This window comes from Halomonas denitrificans (genome assembly GCF_003056305.1).
Classification (GTDB): domain Bacteria; phylum Pseudomonadota; class Gammaproteobacteria; order Pseudomonadales; family Halomonadaceae; genus Halomonas; species Halomonas denitrificans.
On the sequence record NZ_PYVX01000004.1, the window covers coordinates 230,825 to 252,236 of the forward strand.

Annotated in this window: 23 protein-coding genes; 4 read left to right on the forward strand and 19 right to left on the reverse strand. The window is 67.2% G+C overall.

The features are described 5' to 3' along the window. Positions 1–40 precede the first annotated feature (40 nt). The 8 genes from C9F13_RS12765 to C9F13_RS12800 form a co-directional block, all read right to left on the reverse strand. Positions 41–1,237, reverse strand: a complete 1,197-nt coding sequence (locus C9F13_RS12765; RefSeq protein ID WP_108446645.1) for a class II histone deacetylase — start codon at positions 1,235–1,237, stop codon at positions 41–43. Continuing rightward, positions 1,234–2,175, reverse strand: a complete 942-nt coding sequence (gene lhpI / locus C9F13_RS12770; protein WP_108446646.1) for a bifunctional Delta(1)-pyrroline-2-carboxylate/Delta(1)-piperideine-2-carboxylate reductase — start codon at positions 2,173–2,175, stop codon at positions 1,234–1,236. The genes C9F13_RS12765 and lhpI overlap by 4 nt, the downstream gene beginning before the upstream one ends. Before the next feature lies 1 nt (position 2,176). Next, on the reverse strand, positions 2,177–2,533 hold the full coding sequence (locus C9F13_RS12775; RefSeq protein WP_108446647.1) for a RidA family protein: 357 nt from the start codon (positions 2,531–2,533) through the stop codon (positions 2,177–2,179). Between the two features lie 26 nt (positions 2,534–2,559). Next, on the reverse strand, positions 2,560–3,594 hold the full coding sequence (locus tag C9F13_RS12780; protein WP_108446648.1) for a histone deacetylase family protein: 1,035 nt from the start codon (positions 3,592–3,594) through the stop codon (positions 2,560–2,562). A 12-nt stretch (positions 3,595–3,606) separates the two neighbouring features. Then, on the reverse strand, positions 3,607–4,884 hold the full coding sequence (locus C9F13_RS12785) for a TRAP transporter large permease (protein WP_108446649.1): 1,278 nt from the start codon (positions 4,882–4,884) through the stop codon (positions 3,607–3,609). Further along, positions 4,881–5,426 carry a TRAP transporter small permease gene (locus C9F13_RS12790; protein WP_108446650.1) on the reverse strand — a complete coding sequence of 182 codons (546 nt, stop codon included), beginning with the start codon at positions 5,424–5,426 and terminating at the stop codon, positions 4,881–4,883. Before C9F13_RS12790 ends, C9F13_RS12785 begins: the two co-directional genes overlap by 4 nt. Positions 5,427–5,529: 103 nt before the next feature. Continuing rightward, entirely contained in the window at positions 5,530–6,606 is a 1,077-nt protein-coding gene (locus tag C9F13_RS12795) for a TRAP transporter substrate-binding protein (protein WP_108446651.1), read from the reverse strand. 173 nt (positions 6,607–6,779) lie between these two features. After that, on the reverse strand, positions 6,780–7,559 hold the full coding sequence (locus C9F13_RS12800; protein ID WP_108446652.1) for an AraC family transcriptional regulator: 780 nt from the start codon (positions 7,557–7,559) through the stop codon (positions 6,780–6,782). Positions 7,560–7,798: 239 nt separating this feature from the next. Here C9F13_RS12800 and C9F13_RS12805 point away from each other — a divergent pair, with 239 nt between their 5' ends. After that, positions 7,799–8,905 carry a pyridoxal phosphate-dependent aminotransferase gene (locus C9F13_RS12805; protein WP_108446759.1) on the forward strand — a complete coding sequence of 369 codons (1,107 nt, stop codon included), beginning with the start codon at positions 7,799–7,801 and terminating at the stop codon, positions 8,903–8,905. Positions 8,906–8,999: 94 nt separating this feature from the next. Here C9F13_RS12805 and C9F13_RS17520 read toward each other — a convergent pair whose 3' ends face one another. Next, the gene (locus C9F13_RS17520; RefSeq protein WP_157955201.1) at positions 9,000–9,158 is read right to left on the reverse strand and encodes a hypothetical protein; all 159 of its coding nucleotides are present in this window, start codon (positions 9,156–9,158) and stop codon (positions 9,000–9,002) included. 430 nt (positions 9,159–9,588) lie between these two features. Here C9F13_RS17520 and C9F13_RS12810 point away from each other — a divergent pair, with 430 nt between their 5' ends. Beyond that, positions 9,589–10,179 carry a VOC family protein gene (locus C9F13_RS12810; protein ID WP_108446653.1) on the forward strand — a complete coding sequence of 197 codons (591 nt, stop codon included), beginning with the start codon at positions 9,589–9,591 and terminating at the stop codon, positions 10,177–10,179. Positions 10,180–10,555: 376 nt separating this feature from the next. Here the strand turns inward: C9F13_RS12810 and C9F13_RS12815 are convergent, their stop codons facing one another. The 8 genes from C9F13_RS12815 to C9F13_RS12850 form a co-directional block, all read right to left on the reverse strand. Then, positions 10,556–11,149: a lipoate--protein ligase family protein gene (locus tag C9F13_RS12815; RefSeq protein WP_245888779.1), complete on the reverse strand. Its 594-nt coding sequence runs from the start codon at positions 11,147–11,149 to the stop codon at positions 10,556–10,558. A gap of 165 nt (positions 11,150–11,314) precedes the next feature. Next, positions 11,315–12,085, reverse strand: coding sequence for a 2-oxo acid dehydrogenase subunit E2 (locus C9F13_RS12820; RefSeq protein ID WP_108446655.1), 771 nt, complete (start codon positions 12,083–12,085; stop codon positions 11,315–11,317). Positions 12,086–12,096: 11 nt separating this feature from the next. Continuing rightward, positions 12,097–12,333 (reverse strand): biotin/lipoyl-containing protein, encoded by a 237-nt coding sequence (locus C9F13_RS12825; protein ID WP_108446656.1) that lies wholly within the window; start codon positions 12,331–12,333, stop codon positions 12,097–12,099. Positions 12,334–12,347: 14 nt separating this feature from the next. Next, positions 12,348–13,370, reverse strand: coding sequence for an alpha-ketoacid dehydrogenase subunit beta (locus C9F13_RS12830; RefSeq protein ID WP_108446657.1), 1,023 nt, complete (start codon positions 13,368–13,370; stop codon positions 12,348–12,350). Beyond that, positions 13,367–14,455, reverse strand: a complete 1,089-nt coding sequence (locus C9F13_RS12835; protein ID WP_281261074.1) for a 2,3-butanediol dehydrogenase — start codon at positions 14,453–14,455, stop codon at positions 13,367–13,369. Before C9F13_RS12835 ends, C9F13_RS12830 begins: the two co-directional genes overlap by 4 nt. Before the next feature lie 40 nt (positions 14,456–14,495). Then, a complete protein-coding gene (locus C9F13_RS12840) occupies positions 14,496–15,482 on the reverse strand; it encodes a thiamine pyrophosphate-dependent dehydrogenase E1 component subunit alpha (RefSeq protein WP_108446658.1) in 987 nt (328 codons plus the stop codon). Positions 15,483–15,496: 14 nt separating this feature from the next. Then, positions 15,497–17,077, reverse strand: coding sequence for a GMC family oxidoreductase (locus C9F13_RS12845; RefSeq protein ID WP_108446659.1), 1,581 nt, complete (start codon positions 17,075–17,077; stop codon positions 15,497–15,499). Positions 17,078–17,133: 56 nt separating this feature from the next. Continuing rightward, a complete protein-coding gene (locus C9F13_RS12850; protein ID WP_108446660.1) occupies positions 17,134–17,649 on the reverse strand; it encodes a gluconate 2-dehydrogenase subunit 3 family protein in 516 nt (171 codons plus the stop codon). Positions 17,650–18,002: 353 nt separating this feature from the next. Between C9F13_RS12850 and C9F13_RS12855 the strand changes: the two genes are divergently transcribed. Further along, the gene (locus C9F13_RS12855; protein WP_108446761.1) at positions 18,003–19,988 is read left to right on the forward strand and encodes a sigma-54-dependent Fis family transcriptional regulator; all 1,986 of its coding nucleotides are present in this window, start codon (positions 18,003–18,005) and stop codon (positions 19,986–19,988) included. A 155-nt stretch (positions 19,989–20,143) separates the two neighbouring features. Continuing rightward, positions 20,144–20,569 (forward strand): DUF2784 domain-containing protein, encoded by a 426-nt coding sequence (locus tag C9F13_RS12860; RefSeq protein WP_108446661.1) that lies wholly within the window; start codon positions 20,144–20,146, stop codon positions 20,567–20,569. 111 nt (positions 20,570–20,680) lie between these two features. On the opposite strand, the gene C9F13_RS12865 is transcribed toward C9F13_RS12860, so the two are convergent. Next, positions 20,681–20,989 (reverse strand): hypothetical protein, encoded by a 309-nt coding sequence (locus tag C9F13_RS12865; protein WP_108446662.1) that lies wholly within the window; start codon positions 20,987–20,989, stop codon positions 20,681–20,683. A 39-nt stretch (positions 20,990–21,028) separates the two neighbouring features. Next, positions 21,029–21,226 carry a hypothetical protein gene (locus C9F13_RS12870; protein WP_108446663.1) on the reverse strand — a complete coding sequence of 66 codons (198 nt, stop codon included), beginning with the start codon at positions 21,224–21,226 and terminating at the stop codon, positions 21,029–21,031. Between the last annotated feature and the right edge of the window lie 186 nt (positions 21,227–21,412).

Genomic DNA, 21,412 nt, shown 5'->3' on the forward strand with positions numbered 1-21,412 from the left:
GGAGCCTTCCTTGTCGTCAACGGGGTATCGAGAACGGCCGTCAGAGCCGGCCGGCGGCGCGCCAGGCCGCTTGCCAGCCGTCGATCAGCTCGCGCTGGTGGGGCTGCAGCGCCTGATAGGCCCAGGCGGCGATCTCCGCGTTCTGGGGATCGGGCACGACGGTCTCGCTCTCGGCCAGCGCCTCGAGCACCGCGTGGCCGCAGAGCGGCACGTAGCCCTCCGAGTAGCCGCCCTCGTGGACCATCACCAGCCGGCCGTCGCAGACCCGCTCGGCGAGCGCCATCAGCTGGCGGGTCATGTCGCCGAAGGCCGCGCTGTTGAGCAGCATCTTGCCCAGCGGGTCCTTGGCGCAGGCATCATAGCCGCAGGCCACCACGATCAGCTCGGGCCGGAAGGCCTCGAGGGCCGGCAACACCAGCTCGCGCATGGCGTGGGCGTAGGCGCCGAGGCCGCAACCGGGCGGCAGCGGCAGGTTGAGGCAGGCGCCCTCGCCGGCTCCCTCCCCTTGCTCCTCGAAGGTGCCGGTGTCCAGCGGGTAGTTGCCCGCCTGGTGGATCGAGACCGTGAACACCTCGGGGTCATCGTAGAAGGCGGCCTGCTGGCCGTTGCCGTGGTGCACGTCCCAGTCGAGGATCGCCACCCGCCCCACCTGCCCCAGGGCGCGGGCGCGCATCACCGCGACCGGAATGTTGCCCAGCAGGCAGAAGCCGCGGCCCTGATCGGCCTCGGCGTGGTGACCGGGGGGCCGGCAGAGCGCGTAGGCGCGCGCGAGCTCCCCGGTGGCCACGGCCTCGACCGCGGCGATGGCGAGCCCCGCCGACTGGCGCGCGGCGGCGAGGCTGCCCGGCGTATAGGGCGCGCAGTCGCCGCCGTTGCCGCCGAGGCCGCGGTCGCCGGCCTCGAGGGCCTCGAGGTAGCGCGGCGTATGGAAGCGCGCGAGGTCCTCGCGGCCCGCCGGTGCCGGCTTGCGCACGCTAAGCTCATCGATCAGCCCCGAGACCTCCAGCAGGTTCTTCAGGCGCCGCTTGCTCTCCGCGCTCTCCGAGGCGGGCTGGGGCTGCAGGAACTCGCCCGGCGCCGAGAAGACGCCGATGGCGCCCGGGTCGTGCCAGAAGCAGCGCTCGTGCCAGAAGAAACCGACGCCAGGCGTTCCTGCGGCAGAGGTTCCTGCGGCAGAGGTTCCTGCGGCAGAGGTTCCTGCGGCCGGCGTTCTGCTCGTCGCGTCACCCGCGGTCATGCCTCGCCCTCCAGCCGTTCCCACACCTCGATGGCCGCGGCCAGGTCCTCGAGCGAGGCGCCCACCGACTTGAACAGGGTGATGGCCTCCGGCGAGGTGCGCCCCGGGCGCTCGCCGCGCAGCAGCTCGACGAGCTCGCCGCGGATCTCCTCGAAGGCGAAGCGCCCCTCGTCGATCGCCTGCAGGATGTCGCCCGCCTCGCCCCGGGCGCCGGGGTAGGTGTCGACGAACACCTCGCTGCGCGCCAGGCACTCGGCATCGGTCTCACGCATGCTCGGCCGGAAGGCGCCGATCAGGTCGAGGTGCGTGCCGGGCGAGAGCCAGTCGCCGCGGATCAGCGGTTCGGTGGAGAGGGTCACGCAGCTGACGATGTCCGCCTCCCGGGTCGCCGCCTCGAGGTCGGTGACGGCGGCCGTGTCGAAGCGGTCCGCATACTCGGCCGCCAGCCGCTCGGCCTTGTCGGGATGGCGCCCCCAGATCCGCACCCTCGCGATGGGACGCACCGCGGCGTGGGCCTCGATCACCATCGGCGCCAGCCGGCCGGTGCCCACCACCAGCAGGGTCGCGGCATCGTCTCGGGCCAGTTCCCGGGCGGCCAGCGCCGAGGCGGCGGCGGTCCGTCGTCGGGTCAGCTCGCCGCCGTCGAGACAGGCCAGGGGACGCCCGTGATCGCCCTCGCTGAGCAGGTAGACGCCGGAGATGGCCGGCAGGCCGTGCTCGGCATTCTGCGGAAAGACGTTGACCATCTTCATGCCGATGTAGCCGGCCCGCTCCCAGGCCGGCATCAGCAGCATGGTGGCCTCGCCGTCCGGCCGGTGCATGGCATGGTGGTGGCGCGGCGGCGACTCCACGCCCTCGCGGAAGGTCGTGGCCAGCCGCTCGACCAGCGCCGTCCAGTCGAGCGACGCCGCCACTTCCCTGTCGGTGATGATGCGCATCTCAGCCCTCCGGAAGCGCCGCGGTGACCATGATCTCGACCTTCCACTCAGGCTTGGCGAGCTTGGCCTCGACGGCGGCCCGCACCGGCGGGCGACCCGGCACCACCCAGCTGTCCCAGGCAGCGTTCATCTGGTCGAACTCGGCCATGCTGGTCACCCAGATCTGGGCGGCGATCAGCTGCTCCTTGGAGGTCCCCGCGCGGGCCAGCAGGTCGTCGATGCGCGCCAGCACCTGTTCGGTCTGGCCGCGCATGTCGGCGCTCGGGTCGCTCGGCACCTGGCCGGCCAGGTAGACGGTGCCGTTGTGCACGGTGATCTGGCTCATGCGGGCGTTGCTGTCGTGATGGGTGACGGTCATGGCGTGGCCTCTCGTCGTGATGGCAGTCAGGCTGCGGTGAAGCCGCCAAGGAAGGCGGCCAGGTTGTCGCCCAGGTGCTCGGTGGGGTAGCCCCCCTCCTGCACCAGCACGGTGGGCAGGCCGAGGGCGGCGATGCGCCGCCCCACGGCGAAGAAGTCCTCGGTCTCGAGCACCAGGCCGGCCAGCGGGTCGTCCTTGTGGGCATCGAGCCCCAGCGCGACCACCACGGACTCGGGCCGGAAGGCGTCGAGCCGCGCGATCAGGCGATCCAGGGCGGCCAGGAAGGCCGCGCCGTCGCTGCCCAGGGGCAGCGGCAGGTTGACGTTGGCACCCTCCCCTTCACCCTCGCCGGTCTCGTCGGCGCCGCCCCAGAAGAAGGGGTAGAAGTCGGCGGGGTCGGCGTGCAGCGAGCCGGTCCAGACGTCGCCGCGAGCGTAGAAGATGTCCTGGGTGCCGTTGCCGTGGTGCAGGTCGACGTCGAGGATCGCCACCCGCTCGTGCCGCTCGCGCAGCACCGTGGCGGCCAGCGCCGCGTTGTTGAGGAAGCAGAAGCCGCCGGCACGCTCCGGGCCGGCATGATGGCCGGGCGGACGACACAGCGCATAGGCCGCGTCCTCCCCGGCGATCACCGCATCGGCGGCAGCCTCGGCGCTGGCGGCGCTGGCCAGGATGCCGGCGAAGCTGTCGGCGGTCATCGGGCAGGCCATGTCGTGCATGTGCCAGCCCACCAGCCCCACCGGGTGGCGGGGATAGTGGTGCCCGCCGCCGCAGGGGTGGACATTGGGCGCCACGATCTCGGCGGCGTCGGGCAGCGCCTGCCAGCGGGCATGGATGGTCTCGAGGAAGTCGAGATAGCGCGGGGCATGGATGGCCGCCAGGCGCTCGCGCAGCCGCGGGCCGTCGACCAGGGTGGGCGGTGTCATCGCCAGCCCCATGGACGCCAGGCCCCGGGTCAGGAGCTCGGCGCGCACCGGCCCCTCCGGCGAGTCCACCGCCCGGCCGCGCAGCAGGAAGGTCGGCGGCGCGTGGCGTTGCTGGTCGGGGTGGTAGAAGAGCTTCATCGATGGCAGTCCTCAGTCCAGGAGCGACGGGATCCAGGTGGAAAGCGCCGGGAAGGCCGCGAGCATCACCACCACGGCAATGAAGGCGCAGTAGAACGGCAGCGAGGCGACGATCGCCCGTTCATAGGGCACCTGGGCGATCCGGGCCGCGGTCATCAGGGTCATCCCCACCGGGGGCGTCACGTTGGCGATGTTCAGGGTGACGATCATCACGATCGCGAAGTGCAGGGGATCGAAGCCCAGCGACACCATCGCCGGCACCACCACCGGACCGATCACCACCAGCGCCGGCAGCACGTCCATCACGGTGCCGATCACGATCAGCAGCAGGCACACCAGCATGATCTGGACGAAGGGCACGTCGCTGAGGGTCGTGATCAGCTCCGCCGCCTCCCGGGCGATGCCCGAGCGGGTCACGAACCAGCCCAGCACCGCCGAGGTGGCCAGCAGGAAGAACACCACGCCGGAAAACTTCACGGTGGTGACCAGGGCCTGCCAGATCTTGTGCAGGGTGAGATTGCGGTAGAACACCATGCCGATGAAGATAGCGTAGACGGCGGCGAAGCCCGAGGCCTCGGTGATGGTGGTCATCCCCGAGAGGATGCCGCCGAGGATGATCAACGGCACCAGCATCGCCGGCAGGGCCGACAGGAAGGCGAGGATCGCCACGCGGATCGGCGTGGCGCCCTGCTTGGGGTAGCCGCGCAGCCAGGCCAGCACGATGCTGGTCACAAGCAGCGCCAGGGTCATCAGCACGCCGGGCAGGATGCCGCCGGCGAACAGGTCGATCACCGAGATGTCCCGCAGCAGGGTGGCATAGACCACCATCACCACGCTGGGGGGGATGATCGGCCCGATGATCGAGGAGCAGGCGGTGATGGCCGCCGCATACTCGGCATCGTAGCCCTGCTTCTTCATCTCCGGGATCATGATCTTGCCGATGGCCACGGTATCGGTGATCGCCGCCCCGGTGAGGCCGGCGAAGAACAGGGAGACCGTGACGTTGACGTGGGAGAGCGCCCCGCGGACGCGGCCGAACAGGGCATTGTTGAAGGCGATCAGCTTCTGGGTCAGGCCGCCCTGGTTCATGAGCTCGGCGGTGAAGATGAAATATGGCACCGCGATCAGCATGTAGCCCGACACGCCGGAGAACATGCGATCGGCGATGATGCCCACCAGCCGCTCCCCGCCCAGGGAGTAGACGCCGGCCACGCCGGAGATGGCCATGACCACGGCCACCGGGGCGCCGATCAGCAGCACGACGATGAAGGCAAGGATGGCAGGCGTCATGAGCGGCGCTCCTCTTCGTGGCCCCCGATCACCTCCTCGATGACCGTCGATTCGTCGATGAAGTGCTCCAGCAGGCCGAAGCCCTGCACCAGGTGCAGCAGGAAGATGGCCCCGGAGAGCGGCACGGCCGCGGCCGTCCATTGGCGCGAGATCTGGATGTTGTCGGAGACCATGTAGACCTGGGTGGCATTCTGGAAGAAGCCCCAGCCGTACCAGATCATCAGCAGGGCGAAGATCGCCATCACCGAAAGGGTCAGCACGGCGGCCACCTTGACGAGGGCGTCGGGCAGCAGCTTCACCAGCAGCGTCATGGCCACGTGCTCACCGGCGTGCAGCGCGATGGTGGACGAGAGCAGGCCGATCCAGGGCAGGAAGAGTCGCGCCAGGGAGTAGGTCCAGCTCAGGGCATCGCCGGTGAAGAGCGTGTAGAGAAAGCCCGTGAACGAGATCGCCAGCATGCCGAGGATGCAACTCACGCAGAACACGATCACGAGTTGATTCACGACATCGCTGAGTCGACGGGCCTGGTGGAGTAGGCTCATGGGCAATATCCGGCTCGGGAAACGGAGCCCCGTCGGGGGCGACGCCAGTCACACGGCCAGGGCAGCCCGACCAGGGCTGCCCCGACCTCGGAGGGCGGAAGGATCACTGACCGTAGCGCTGGTAGGCCTCTTCCGGCAGCGACTCGCGCAGCGACGCCACCTCGTCGAGCATGGCCTCGACCAGCTCCGGGTCGGCACCGAAGTCATCGACGATCCAGCTCTTCCAGGCCGGCCGGGCGATGTCCGCCATGCGCTGGCGCTCGTCGGTCGGCATGAGGTAGCACTCCTCGAACAGCTCGCAGGACTTCTGCCAGCTGGCCGTCGCCAGCATCGCCGACGCCCCGTGGCTCAGCGTCACCGCCTCCCGCGCGGCGTTGGTGATGACCCGCTGGTACTCCTCCGGCAGCTCCTGAAACCAGGTCTCGCTGACCACCCAGGAGGCGCTGTTGTACACGTGCCCGGTCAGGGTGGTGTAGTCGGTCACCTCGTCGAGCCCGTAGGTGGTGTTGATCACCGGGGCGTTGAACTGGCCGTCGGCGAGCCCCGTCTCCAGCGCGGTGATCAGCTCGCCCCAGGGCAGCGGCGTGGCCGAGGCGCCCAGCGCCTTCATCGTCGCCACGTGGGCCGGATTCTCCTCGGTGCGGATGTTCAGCCCCTCGAGGTCCTCGACGGTCTTGATCAGCCGCTCGTTGTTGGTGAAGGCCACGAAGCCCCCGCCGTCGTCGAAGGTGCCAAGGTAGCGCATGTCGGCGGCCTCGACGGTGCCGGACATGAAGTCGGCGAACCACTCGCCGTCGAAGAAGGCCCAGGCCTGGCGCCAGTCGTCGAACAGGAAGGGGGCGGTAACGACCTGGTAGTCAGGGTAGAACGAGGACATGGCGCCGGAGGTCAGGATGCTCGACTGCAGGGCACGTCCACCCGCCTGGACCTGGGAGCCGGTCTCCACCTCGGAACCCATCTGGCCGCCGCCGAAGATCGTCACCGCGACGTCGCCGTCGGTGCGCGACTCGACCAGTTCCTTGAAGTGGACCAGGCCGGGATAGATGCTGTTGTTGGTGAGGTTCTCGGGAATCAGGGTGGCGATCGCCATCTCGTAGGACTGCGCCTGCGCCTGGGTGCTGGCGATGGCCAGCGGCAGTGAGGCCAGCGCGGCCACTCGGGGGAGTGCCTTACGCATCATGGGTCATCCTCGCATCGTGTTGTCATTGTCGTTGTCGCGGTCGGCCCCTTGTCACGGCGCCGGGGACACCTCGGCGGTGCAAGCCCGGCCAGGGCTCTGGCCCCAGACTAGGAGGCCATCGGCGGGGATGCTTGCCCGGGACTGCGCTCTGCTTGCCCGGGACTCGGGAATGCTCAGCGGCCGCGGCGCCCCTCGGAGGGCGAGACGGCGAAGCGACGGCGGTAGGCGCGGGAGAAACTCCCCTGGTCGCGAAAGCCCACCAGGGAGGCGATATGGCCGAGACTCAGGTCGCTGTGCATGACCAGGGTGCGGGCATGGTCGAGCCGTCGCCGCTGCACGTAGGCGAGAGGCGTCATGCCGGTCAGCTCCCGGAAGCAGGCATGGAAATGCCCGGCGCTCAGGGCGCAGAGCGCGGCCAGCCGCTCGACGCGGATCTCGTCGGCGAGGTGACGGTCGATCCAGGCGTCCAGCCGCGCCAGGTCGAGACGCTCGCTGATCCCCGGCGCGGCGAGGCCCTCGAGGTGGGCCGACAGGGGTTCGGCCTCGAGATGCAGGTAGAGGGCGCGCAGCAGCAGCGCGGCGATCTCGCTGTGCAGGGCCGGGCAGAGCTCGAGCTGACGCATCAGGCTCGCGGCCAGGCGATTGAGACGCGGCGGCACGCCGAAGAAACGGGGGTGATCGAAGAGCCGCTCGATCGCGTCGCCATCGCGCAGCGCGGAGAGGCTGTCCGCGGGGATATCGAGCACGAAGGTGCGGTTGCGGCCGTCTCCCCGGTAGTCGTGATGGCGGCCGCTGGGGATCAAACAGCCTCGGCTGCCGGTGATGCGCCCCCCCTGCCCCTCGATGGAGAGCTCCGTGGCGCCCTGGGTGGCCAGGATCAGCTGGTGATGGCCATGGTCGTGCGCCACGTGCTCCTGGCCCAAGGTGGCGGTACGCAGATCGAGAAAGGTCATGGGAATCGTCGGCTCGCGGTCACCATCGACGACTTCAACATGCCGAGGCGGAGCGTGGAACGCAAGCTACGCCCGATCCCCGCCGGGGCGGGAGTCGCCCGGCACGATACAGATGCTATGGTGTCGCCAGATCCATCGCCGCCGCCGAGGACTTGCTCCTGTGCCTGCCGAGTCCCTCTCCCCTCGGCACCGGCAAGGTCCGGCGGCTCCCCTCCACCACCACCGACTGGGAGTTCCCGATGCCCCGTTTCCCCGACCACCTGACCGGCGACGGCCCGACCAACCCCTTCCCCGGCATCCGCGTGCTGGAGCGGCGCCTCGGCCGGGAGATCCCCCACCGCCTGGGCTCCAACGAGGGGCTGGACATGCCCCACCGGGCCCTGCGCGCCCACTTTGGCGACGCCATGGTCGAGCACGTCTACTGCTACGGCGACTCGGAGGCGCTGGGCGTGCGCCAGCGCCTCGCCGCGCAGCAGGAGCTGCCGGTGGAGGCGCTGCTGGTCGATGCCGGCGCCGACAGCCTGATCGCCCTCGCCCTGCGCACCGTGGCCGAACCCGGCACCACGGTCATCGCCACCGCCGGCACCTACCCCACCTTCGGCTACTTCGCGAGGGGCCAGGGCTGCCGACTGGTCGAGGTCGCCTACGACGAATCGCCCGGGCGCCTGGCTCCGGACCTCGAGGCCCTGGTAAGCGCCGCCCGGGAGCACCGGGCGCGGCTGGTCTATCTGGCCAACCCCGACAACCCCAGCGGCCATCTCCACGACGACGCGGCCGTGCGCCGACTGCGCGAGGCGCTGCCCGACGACTGCTGGCTGCTGCTCGACGAGGCCTATCACGACTTCCGCGAGGACGCCGACAGCCCCTTTTCCCGCGAGGTGCTGCCCGGCGTGATCCGGCTGCGCACCCTCTCCAAGGCGCACGGCCTGGCGGGGCTGCGCATCGGCTATGCCATCGCCGAGCCCGAGACCCTGGCGATGATGATGAAGGTGCGCATCCACTACGCGGTCTCGACCCTGACCCTGGCCGCCGCCGAGGTGGTGCTCGACCACCCCGAGGAGACCCGCGCGCACATCGCCGCCGTCCGCGAGCGTCGGGCCCGCCTCGCCGAGCGGCTCAGCGATCTCGGGGCCCAGATCCTGCCCAGCGCCACCAACTTCATCGGCGTGCAGATGCCCAGCGCCGAGCTCGCCGAGCGGGTCAACCGGGAGCTGCTCGAGGCGGGACGGCTGATCGCCCGCCCCGCCCATCCGGGCCTCGGTCACGTGCTGCGCATCACCGCCGTGGAGGATGCCCTGGTGCCGGGCCGGCTGTCGATACTCGAGGAGGCGCTGCGCCAGGCCTAGGCCCGGCGCGAAAGCGAGCGGGCCGTGGCGATCCCGTCACGGCCGGCCGCCCTCAACGCGCAATGCGCAGACAGCGTCGGGCCATCCCGCCTGCTCACTGCGCGTTGTCGTTCTCGCCCTGATCGTCCTGGGCGCGGTGGCCCCGAGCGTCGCCACCATGAGCGCCGTCGATCACGATCAACGGCTCGGTGCGGAGTTGCGCCGGCGTATAGCTGCAGCCCGTCACGGCGAGGAACAAGGCCAGCAGTACCATATACAACGCCATCCCAGGAGCCTTCATGACGCCCCCGTCTGGCACGAGCGGGTCGACCGGATCAGCAGCGTCGAGAACAGGATCATGCGAAAAGTCATAGGGGCTCCCGATAGAGGTGGATCCGCCGACATTCTAACCAACCGATGCCCATCCCCCCCAAGTGTCACGGCGGCGACAACGATGTCGACTACAACAGACGCCATTCGGCTGTTTACGTGACACTCTGCAACACCTGTCACATGACACCTGTCACGTGACAACTGCAGCGACATCGAGCCAGACGGCCTTCCCCGGCACACATGTCAATTCCTCCTTCAAAAACAGATCGTTGAACACACTTTCTGCGACCGATGGCGGCTGGCACGGGGCTTGCTATCTCCAGGGTGGTGATCCGGATCATCGCCAACACCACCAACAAAGGAGACTCACCATGGCACCACTCGCCAAGCGGACCCTCGCAGCTCTGCTGCTGACGGCCACCACCCAGGCAGCCGTCGCCGAACTGCCCGGCATGCAAGGTCCCCAACACTTCGGCTTCACTGTCCCTGACCGCCAGGCCGCCGTGGACTTTTTCGTCGAGGTGATCGGCTGCGAGGCCTTTTTCACCATTGGGCCATTCGGCCCCTTCGAAGACGACTGGATGGAGGTAAACCTGAACGTTCACCCCGAGGCCACCATCCCCGCCGCCCACCTGGTGCGCTGCGGCGATGGAACAAACCTCGAGATCTTCGAGTACACTGCGCCGGACCAGCGCACCGAGCAGCCTCGCAACAGTGACATTGGCGGACACCATATCGCCTTCTATGTCGACGATATGGATCAGGCCGTGGGCTATTTGAAGGAGCAGGGCGTCAAGGTGCTCGGTGAACCCCACACCTTTGCCGAAGGCCCGATGGAAGGCCTGACCTGGGTCTATTTCATGGCCCCTTGGGGCATGCAGCTTGAGCTGGTCAGCGTGCCCTTTGGCAGCATGAGTTACGAAGAAGAGAATCCCGGTCGACTCTGGGATCCGCGACACTGACGGACACCACTGCTCACCTGGCGGCACCAGTCGGTGCCGCTTCCACTTCTGGTCGGCGAGTCACGCTGCTCGGGACGTTTCGACATCCAGCCGATGCCTTCGCCGGGAGTGATCTCTCGGCAGATAGCATCTCCATGGACGGCTGGAGATTCAGCCTCACCACCCTGGCATGGGGCCTCACATAGCCGCCTCATTCCTGACGATCGCTGTGGTCTACAAAGTCGCCTGTAGCCGCATGAGGTCACACGTCGAGGCGCGGGTATGTCGCACGTTCTTCCTGATATCTGGCGGTGACGGGGACTGAAGTCGTTGCCGCGGCCTGCATCGGCAGCTGGCTATAAGGAACGCATGCGATGGCCTCGCCGAAGCGGACCATTCAACCGCATCCATGAGCAGCCTTGGGCAAGGCGTGCCCCGCCACCAGGCCTTCCAAGAGCCGCGGCATGGCGGCCTCGAGCGCCAGATCAGGGAGGACGTCGCGCAGGGCGACATGGCTCGCTGCTCGGAAGCGCTGGGGGTCGTCGATGGCCGCCTGGAAGGCGTTGACCACCGCTACCAAGGCCTCGGGAGTGTCGTCGACCTGCATGGCACCATGGACCAGCAGCGCCATGTCGCCACAGCCCCGCACTCGCCGCCAGCGCTGGGCGGTGCCGACAAGCTTGCGTCCGCCGATGCGCACGTTGTAGCGCCCATCGCAGTAGGCACCGGGCGCCGGGCCGAGATCAGCGTCTGCCACGCCCAGAACACCGAGCCAATCGCACCAGGGATCGCCCAGGCGATGATAGCCCCACTCGAGGTGCGCCGCCGAGCTGCCTACCCGGCAACGTATCACCAGCGCCAGGTTGACCACCGCAGGACTCTGGGGCACCGGAGTGCCACCGGTGTTCCGGAACAGCACCGGCCAACCCATCGAGGCCAGCTGTGCCCGAGCCTCGGGGAAGCGCGCCAGGCGCTCGTGACGTCGTGGCATCACTAGGCCCCGGTCTCGGGGCGACCAGGCCAACCAGCCAAGTGATATCTCCCCATGGCAGACCATATCGAGGAGGGCCTCCTCTGCGATGAGGCCCTCCTCCACCGTGGGGCGTTGCAGCGTCATGCTGGAGAGCTCTAGCGGAACGGCCATGTTTCCCCCGGGTCAGCAGCACAGTTCATGATCAAAGGCATCGGGCGCGAGGCTCTCGATGCGCTCGATCAGACTATCGAGAAAGGCAGCCGCCGGGGCGCCATTGACCGCGCGATGATCGAAGGTCAGTGACAGGCCGATCACTTCGGCCGACCGAACGCCGCCCTCGGCGTCGGGCACCACCCGCGCCTCGATGCCACCGATGCCAAGAATCGCCACCTGGGGCAGGTTGAGGATCGGCGTGAAATGGTGCACCCGGGAGCGCCCCAAGTTGGAGATCGTGAAGGTGGCCCCGGTCAGCTCACGGACCGATAGTTTCCCGGCGCGGGCCTGCTCCACCAGGTCGCGTCGTGCACCGGGCAGTGCCCCCAGTTCGACCGATTGGGCATCGAACAACGCCGGGGCCACCAGCAGGTCGTCAGGCAGCGGCACGGCGATTCCCAGGTGCACCCCGGGGTGCTCGGTGATGCGGTTGTCCTCAAGGGTCGCGTTCAGCGCCGGGAACTCGGCAAGCGTCTGCACCACCAGGCGCAGCAGCAGGTCCTGTACTGAGGGCGGCGGCAGTCCGGCGCCCCGGCAATGGCGACGCAGGGCCTGAAGGGCACCAAGTTCGGCGCTGGCATGGTGGGTCAGCTGGGCCGACGCCTGCAGGCTCTCGCGCATCTTGGTGGCGATCATGCCGCGCATGCCGCGCAGCGGAATCTCGCGGGGGGCACGACTGCCGCCCGCGGGCAAGTGAACCGCCCCCTCGGGGGCGGCGGTCTTGTGGGTGTCGAGTGGCATGGTGAATCTCCTCAGGCTTCCAGGCTGGCGATAGAGGTGCCCTTGGCGATCACCTCGTCTTCCTGCTTGGCGATGGTCAGCACTCCAGAGGCCGGGGCCTCGATCTCGTACTGGGCCTTCTCGACCATGACCTCGGCCACCAGGTCACCCTGGGCGACCTCGCTGCCATCGTCGACCAGCCAGGCGGTGATCACGCCTTCACCGTCGCCTTCCCAGAGGTCCTCGGGTACGGTAATCGCAGTGTTCATGGGTCTCTCCTCGATCAGTGGTTTCGCAGCATTTGATGGAAGGCGGCGACGATCTTGTCGGCATTGGGCAGGGCCCACTGCTCCATCGTCGGCGCGAAGGGGATCGGGATATCCGGGTAGGCAACCCGGGCCGGGGCGGCCTTGAGGCGATGGTCGTGTTCGACCACGCTGGCGATGATCTCGCCGCTGACGCCGAAGCTGTGGTAGTCCTCATCGACCACGATGAGACGCCCGGTCTTGGCCACCGAGGCGCGCACCGTCTCGCGGTCCAGCGGCACAAGGCTTCTCAGGTCGACGACCTCGGCGTCGAAGCCCTCCGTCTCGAGAGCCCTGGCGGCGCGCAGGCAATGGTGGACGCCGGCGCCGAGGCTGACCAGGGTCAGGTCGCTGCCTTGCCTGACCACAGAGGCCTTGCCGATCTCGACGGTGTAGGGCTCCTCAGGCGTCGCCACGGTGGCGCCCTTCTCGGTGCCCAGCCAGCCCATGCCCTGCAGCGACTTGTGGTACATGAAGACCACCGGGTTGTCGTCACGGATCGCCGCGGTCATCAGACCCTTGGCGTCATAGGCGTTGCTCGGCACCACCACCTTCATGCCCGGCAAGTGGGCGAAGGTGCCGTAGAGGCACTGGGAGTGCTGGCCACCATCGGAATAGCCACCGCCGGTGGAGGTCATCAGCACCATCGGCACCTTGACCTTGCCGCCGGAGAAGTAGGTGTTCTTGGCCATCATGTTGTAGATGGCGTCCATGCACACGCCGAAGAAGTCGACGAACATCAGCTCGACGATGGGGCGCATGCCATCGGAGGCGGCGCCCACGGCAGCGCCGATGAAGGCGGTCTCGGAGATCGGGGTATCGCGCACACGCTCGGATCCAAACTCCTCATGCAGGCCCCGAGTGTTACCGAAAACACCGCCGAGTGGGCCCACGTCCTCGCCCATTACGAAGACCGATGGGTCCTGGCGCATTTCCTGGGCCGTGGCCTCGGCCATGGCCCGGGCGATGGTCAGCTTGCGAGAGCCGGTGGCAGTATTCATGACATGACTCCTTCGCCCGGCCGCTGGCCGGGACGTACGATGATCTTGATGTGCGACTTGTCATTGAGCAGGGCCTCGAACCCCTGCTCGACCACCTCGTCCAGCACAATACGTGCGGTGATCAGGTCATCGGCGCGAAAATAGCCCTGCTGCATCAGGGCCATCACGGCGGGATAGATATGCCGGTAGGCGATGATGCCCTTCAGGGTGCGCTCCTTGATCACCAGGTCGTTGGGTTGGAAGGCCGCCTCGGTTTCCCAGATGCTGACGATCACTGTCTCGCCGCCGGCATGGGTGGCGTTGATTGCCTGGTCCAGCACGGCGGAAATGCCGGTCACCTCGAAGGCGAAGTCGGCGCCACCCTGCGTCAAGGCATGCACCCGCTCTACCGCGTCCTGCTCTCGGGGGTCCACTACCTGGGCACCCAGCTCGCTCGCCTTACGCCGGCGCGAGTCCGAGGGCTCCACGGCCACGATCCTGGCAGCCCCGGCGGCCTTGAGCGCCTCGATGATCATCAAACCGATTGGGCCCGCACCGAATACCACGGCACTGTCACCGGCTTTCAGCGCGCTCTGACGCACTGCATGCAGGCCGACGGCAGCCGGCTCGATCAGTGCCCCCTGTTCATAGGAGAGGTCATCCGGCAGGGGGTGAACCATGTGCTCGCCGACGACCGTATATTCTGAGAATCCGCCGCCGCCGCCCGAGAGCCCATGGAAACCCAGCAACGGCGTCAGGTTGTAGCGCTCCATGAGATATTGGCCATCTCGATTGGGCGAAAGGATGGGCTCGATGGCGACTCGGTCTCCCGGCTTGACTCGGGTGACACACTTGCCCACTTCCACGACCTCACCGGCGAACTCGTGGCCCATGATGATGGGGGCCTGCTGCTGGCTAAGAGGATGCGGGGCATCGACCGGGATAAAGATGGGGCCGGCGCTGTACTCGTGAAGGTCGCTGCCGCAAATGCCGCAGGCCGCGATCTTCACCTTGACCTGGTGCGGCTCCTGGAGGGTCGGAACCTCGACCATTTCGACGCGGAGGTCCTTGGCGCGGTACCAGACTGCCGCTTGCATCATATTCATGACTTTTCTCCTGATTGTCGTTTTCGATTCATCGTGGCAATCAGACAAAGACGGTCTCGAGGGCCGCCTCGGCGGGAAGAAAATCGCTCTCCCGAGCGAAGCGGATGGCCGCCTCGACACGTTCGTGCGCTTCGTCGACCAGGCGGCTGTCGGCGGCCTCGTCAAGCACACCGTCTTCCAGAAGCATCCTGCGGTACCGTGGGATGGGATCATGACTCTGAAGCCCGGCCTTCTCCCCTTTGGGCCGATAGTCCTCACTGTCCCCCATGAAGTGACCGGCCAGCCGTGAGGTCTCGATCTCGATCAGGGTCGGTCCTTGGCCGTCACGGGCCCGGGCAATGGCCTCGCCGGCAGCGGCGAACACGCCTTCGACGTCGTTATCGGCGACATGCATCCCGGGCATGTTGTAGCCGCTGGCGCGCAGGTCGTTGCGCGGCACCGCGGTGGAGGCCTGCTTGGCCACCGAGATGCCCCAGGCGTTGTCCTCGATCACAAACACCACGGGCAGCTGCCAGACCGCCGCCAGGTTCAGGGCCTCGTGGAAAGCGCCCTGGTTGGCTGCCCCCTCGCCCAGAAAGGCCACCGCCACGCCGGGCTTGCCCTGCAGCTTCCGGGACAGGGCGGCGCCGGCCGCCGGCCCCAGGCTCTCGCCGATGATTCCCGAGCAGGAAAAGTTCACGTCGGCATCGAAGATGTGCATGTGGCCACCACGGCCACCGGAGAGACCGCCGGCCTTGCCGAAGATTTCGGCGACCATGGCATTGAGGTCGACGCCCTTGGCCACGGCGATATGGTGCGGCCGGTGGGTGGCGATGACGACGTCCTCGGCGTCGAGGTGGGCGCAGACCCCCACCGCACAGGGTTCCTGGCCGTTGGAGAGGTGCATCTCGCCAGGAATCGGCCCCTTGGCCATGTTGAAGACCGGCGTCTTGCCTTCCATGTAGATCGTCTCGATGCATTCCTCGAGATAACGGCTGGTCACCATCTGACGGTACATCCAGAGCCGCTGGTCGTTGGTCGGTTGCATGGGAAATCCTCCGCTCAGAGTTCTTGGCGCTGCATGCGCTCGGCGATGTGATCGGCCTGACGCAGCGCCAAGGCGACGATGGTCAGGGTCGGGTTCTCGGCCCCACTCGAGGTGAACTGGCTGCCGTCGGAGATGAAGAGGTTGTCGATGTCGTGGGTCTGGCCCCACTGGTTGACGACCCCGTCCTCGGGCCGGGCACTCATGCGGTTGGTACCGACGTTATGGCTGGTGGGGAAGTCCGGCACCTTGAAGATGCGCTCGGCGCCGGCGGCCTCGTAGCAGCGTCGCGCCTGCTGCTCGCCATGGCTGCGCAGCTTCGCGTCGTTGGGATGATCGCCCTTGTAGACGACGGGGACCGGCAGGCCGTACTGATCCTTCTTGGTGTCGTGCAGGGTGATCCCGTTGCCCTCCATCGGCAGATCCTCACCGCAGATCCATACCCCGGAGAGATGGTCGTACTTGTCCAGTGCGGAGGTGATATCCCGTCCCCAGCCGGCATTGGTGGGGTCCATGAACTTGGCGAAGAAGGGCACGCCCAGCGACATCACCTCCAGGGTGTAGCCGCCGACGAAGCCCCGGGACTGATCGAGGCGAGCCTCGTCGGAGATGATGCCGGCGAAGGTGGTGCCACGATGCATGTGCACGGGCTTGGGCATCACGCCGAAGATGCAGCTGGTGGCGTGGGTCATGTAGTTGCGCCCCACCTGGCCGGAGGAGTTGGCCAGACCATCCGGGAACATCGAGGAGTGGGAGTTAAGCAATAGTCGCGGCGACTCGATGGAGTTGCCGGCGACGCACACCGCCCTGGCCCGCTGGCGATGCTGGTTGCCGTTGCCATCGGCATAGACCACCGCCGAGGCTCTGCCTTGGTTGTCGTGCTCGATCTTCAGGGCCATGGAGCGCGGCCGCACCTCGCAGTGCCCGCTGGCCTCAGCGCGGGGAATGTCGGTGTACATGGTCGACCACTTGGCACCGAAGCGGCAGCCTTGCATGCAGAAACCGGCTTGCATGCAGCGGCCGCGTTCGTCGTATTCCTCGGTGTTGATGGCCATGGGGCCTGCGCGCAGCTGGGTATAGCCGATACGCTCGGCGCCGGCGGCCAGCACCTTGAAGTTGTTGTTCCACTGGTGATAGGGCATGCCGGTGGAGTCCCCAGTGACCCCCATGTGGCGCTCGGCCTTCACGTAGTAGGGCTCGAGGTCCTCGTAGGAGATCGGCCAGTCCAGCAGGTTGGCACCCTCGAGATCGCCGATCTCGCTGTGCAGCTTGAATTCATGGGGCTGGAAGCGCAGCGAGACGCCGGCCCAGTGGATGGTGCTGCCGCCCACCCCCTTGACGATCCAGGCCGGCAGGCCGGGGAAGGTCTCGGTGAGCTGGCGGGGGCCGGCGGTGATGCGCTCGTCGAGCCAGGAGATCTTCTTGAACATCTCCCATTCGTCATTCTCGATGTCGTTCATCTGGTAGCGCTTGCCGGCCTCCAGCACCACGCTGTCGATGCCCTTCTTGGCCAGGGCATGGGCCAAGGTGCCGCCGCCGGCCCCTGAGCCGATGATCACCACCACGCTGTCATCGTCATAGTCGAAACGTGTTGCCATGGCGTGTTTCCTCTCGAATCGGTTGTTGTTATCGGGTCACACCGGGATATCGGGCGTCACAGCCAGTCGATCTTCAGGTCATCGAAGCCGCGATGGAGGTATCCCCCCTGCTGCCACGACGACCCCTCGTAACCGAAGTGCGTCTCCCAGAGCGCGGGGTTGTCGTAGAGCCCCACCACCAGGGTGCCCCGCACCGTCTGAAAGAAGTCGCTGTCCTCGATCTCGCGCAGCAGCGTCGCCCGGTCGGCTTCCTCGCCGATGTCGCCGTAGTCCTTCCCATGGGCGTCACGCGCCCGCCGGTTGAGCTCGGCCAGGCCGTCGGCGATCAATGCCCGGTGATTCTCCAGCAGCGGCTCGAGGGGGGTGAGGTAGTAGGTGTCGGGAATGGCATCGTGGGGATAGATGTCACGGCCCATGCGCAGCAGGCCGGCGGCGAGGTCGGGTTCGGCCAGGGCCCAGCGTGGCCAGAGGCCGCCGGCGCCGAGCGCCGCGCCGGCAAGCAACGCGCCTTGGCCGGTGAGGCTGAGGAAGCGACGCCGGCTCAGCGGCATCGCCTTGGGAGAAGAGGTCATGGCGTGGCTCCTGTTTATTGTGCGGCGCGATCGTCGCGCCGGTGGTCAGCCAGAGCGGCCATTGGGCCGCACACCTCTCCCCTCGCAGATTCCATGCCAAAACGAGCCGGAAAATATCAAGTTATTGTTTATAAAAGAGAAAACTAGCAGAAAAGCACGGAGACAAACGTCTCCCAGGCCGTGGTGAACGGCGACTATTACACTCGGCGTGACAATCCCGTTTACAGGAGGTGTTACAGGTGTAATGGGGGAGACCAAGGTCGAATCACCGTTGGCTTCTCCGGGGCGTACCTTGAATGACAGGACAACGACAATACCCTGACACGCCGGCTTGCCGGCCACAGGCCATGACCATGAGCACCGCCCAGGCACAACGACAACACGTGCAGACCATCCTGCAGGCACGCGAGCATCCAGGCGCCGACGAGAACGCAGTCATCGAGCGTTCCTGGCGTCGCTGCATCGACCGCTACGGCCTCGATCCGGCAGCACCCAGCCCTCCGCGCTATGTCCCCGACCGCACCCTGCGCGAGCACCAGGACCAGGCCGACGCCCTGATCCAGGTGGCCCGGGCCGGGGTGGAGCAACTCTATCGCCAGGTGATGCCGCTGGATTATGTGGTGCTGCTCACCGATGCCAGAGGCATCGCCGTGCAGTTCCTTGGCGCGAGAAGCGCCCAGTTCGAGCACCAGCGCACCGGTCTCTATCTGGGTGCCGATTGGAGCGAGGAGCACGCCGGCACCTGCGCGGTAGGCACCTGCATCCAGGAGAAGGTGCCGCTGACCTGTCACCACAGCGATCACTTCAGTGCCCACCATATCCGCCTGACCTGCACGGCAGCACCAATCTTCGACCCCGACGGCCAGCTGTTGGCGGTGCTGGACATCTCCGCCTATCGTTCTCCGGAATCCAAGACCTCCCAGACCTTCGCCCTGCAAGTGGTCAAGCACTATGCGCGGATGATCGAGGACGCCTACTTCCTGCAGCGCTACAGCGGCTACCACATCGTCTGCCTGGACCGCTCTCGGGAGTTCGTCCAGATCAACCGGCGCTACCTGATCGCCATCGAGGAGGACGGCACCCTGCTGGCCGCCAACACCGCCGGCCGCAAGCTTCTGCGCCATCACGAGTTGCCACTGGCCGGCGCGGGTGAGGCGAGGCCGTTCAAGGCCTGGCACATTCAGGACCTTATCGACGCCGAGATCGACGACGTGCTCGACCTTCACCGCTATGGCGACGACCGCGTGCGGGCCTTCCGCACCCACCGCCATCACGAGCTGCACTTCGCCACCCTGCTTGAACCTCAGCGCCGCCGCGCCCCCAGCGGCCAACCGCGCCCAGGCGACAGCAGCCTGGCCCCTCTGGAGGCCCTGGCCGACGATGACCCGGCGATGCGCGACACACTGACCCGCGCCGCCAGGCTGCGCAACGAGCCGATCAACCTGCTGGTGATCGGCGAGACCGGTACCGGCAAGGAACGCATGGCCAGGGCGCTGCACGACTCCAGCCGGCGCCGCAACCAGCCTTTCGTGGCGATCAACTGCGCCGCCATGCCCGAGTCGCTGATCGAGAGCGAGCTGTTCGGCTACGAGCCCGGCAGTTTCACCGGCGCCAACAGCAAGGGCATGAAGGGGCTGATTGCCCAGGCCAGCGGCGGCACCCTGTTCCTCGACGAGATCGGCGACATGCCGTTACAGCTGCAGACCCGGCTGCTGCGCGTGCTGGCCGAGCAGGAGGTGCTGCCCATCGGCGCCAGCCAGCCGATCAAGGTCGATCTGCGCGTCGTGGCGGCTACCCACCGCGATCTGCGCACCCTGATCGACGCCGGCCGCTTCCGAGAGGACCTCTTCTATCGGCTGAACGGCGCCAGCCTGCGTCTGCCACCGCTACGTGACCGAGCAGACCAGGGCTACCTGATCCGACGGCTCTTCGAGGACCTGAAGACCGAGCGCGGCGACTCACGAATAAGGTTGCGCGGTGATGCCATGAGCGCCCTGCTCGCCTACCCTTGGCCGGGCAACATTCGCGAGCTGCACAACGCCCTGCGTTATGCCCTGGCCACCTGCGAGGGAAATGAGGTCGTGGTCGGCGATCTGCCGGAGGAATGCATCAGCGGACACTTAGCGCATCCGGCGGCACGCCCCACCGAGACGCCCGATGGGCGCATCTCCGATCGATCAGCGGTGTCACGCGCCATGGATCCACTCCACGAGGCCCTGCGACGCAAGCAGTGGAACATCAGCGCCGTGGCCCGCGAGCTCGGCCTGTCACGACCGACCATCTACCGGCGCATGAAACGCCTCGGGATCACGCCCCCTCACCAGCAGGACAGCCTGTAATACCGGGGCCTTCCCATCGACCGCGGCCAGCGCTGTTTCTCACCGCCGTGGAAGACGCCCTGGTGCCGGGCCGGCTTTCGATACTCGAGGAGGCCCTGCGCCAGGCCTGGCTGCTAGCTCTCTAAGCGTAACGACCCCGTGAGAGGCGTGACACCATGGAACCTCGCCTGCTCTATTCCCTGGCGGCGGACGCCATCCTGGTGGTTCACGCGGCCTTCGTGCTGTTCGTGGTGCTGGGACTGGCGCTGACGCTGGTCGGCAAGGGGCGCGCCTGGCACTGGGTGCGTCATCCCGGGTTCCGCCTTGCGCATCTGGTGGCGATCGGCATCGTGGTGCTGCAGGCCTGGCTGGGCGCGCTCTGCCCTCTTACCGCTTGGGAGATGGCGCTGCGGGAGAAGGCAGGAGATATCGTGTATACCGGCTCCTTCATCGCCTACTGGCTGCACGAGCTGCTGTACTATCAGGCCCCCGCCTGGGTCTTCACCGTCGCCTATACGTTATTTGCCAGCCTCGTTATCCTCAGCTGGATCTGGGTTCGCCCTCGCCCCTTCCGCCGCAGAGGGCGCCGTGACACCCGCTGAAGCGGGATGTCGACCACTCGGCGATATCACGCCTCGCAGCCCCACCCCTAGAGGCCCTGTGAGATCTGATGAAATGAGGGGGAGAACTGGGTAGGAACGGATAGCGCCCGCTCAGCAGCGCCCCTGCATCGCCAGGCCGGGCGGGCAGAAACGCGAGCGTCGATGGTGGTCACGGTAGCGCCGGCCATCGTGGTAGCGGTCGCGATCATGGTGGTCGTCGTGCCAGGCGTCGTGCCGCGAATAGTGCCGATAGTCATCGCGGTGAGCGTGGCGCTCATGACGATGGGGGTGGCCGCGATGATCGCCATCGATCTCGATCAGCGGCTCGGAGAGAATGCGGGGTGGCGTATAGCTGCACCCCGCCAGGAGCAGGGCGCCGGCCAGCAGCACCACACACCCCGCCGTTCTGGAACGGTTCATGACGCTCACTCCCGTCTGGTCACGAACGGGCCTGCCGGATCAGCAGCGCCCTTTCTTCGCCTGGCCGGGCGGGCAGAAGCCGCCGCCGTGACGATAGCGATCGTGGTCGTGGCCGTCGTGGTGGTCGCCGAACTCGATCAACGGCTCGGAGGTGATCCGCGCCGGCGTGTAGCTACAGCCCGCCATCGCGGTCATGGCGATCAGCAGGAGGGACAGCAGGAGGACTCGACGGGTCATAGGCTCTCTCGATGGATGGAGAATGAAGAATCGCCATTCTAACGGACGAGAACCATCTCCCCCATGTGGCGCAGTCGCGACGCCGATGTCGCCAGAAAGAGACATGCATTGTGGTGATGCGGCCCTCCTGCCTCGCGAGGCGCCAAGCGTTGACGCCCGACACGGGCAGTGACAGGCCCGCCCGCT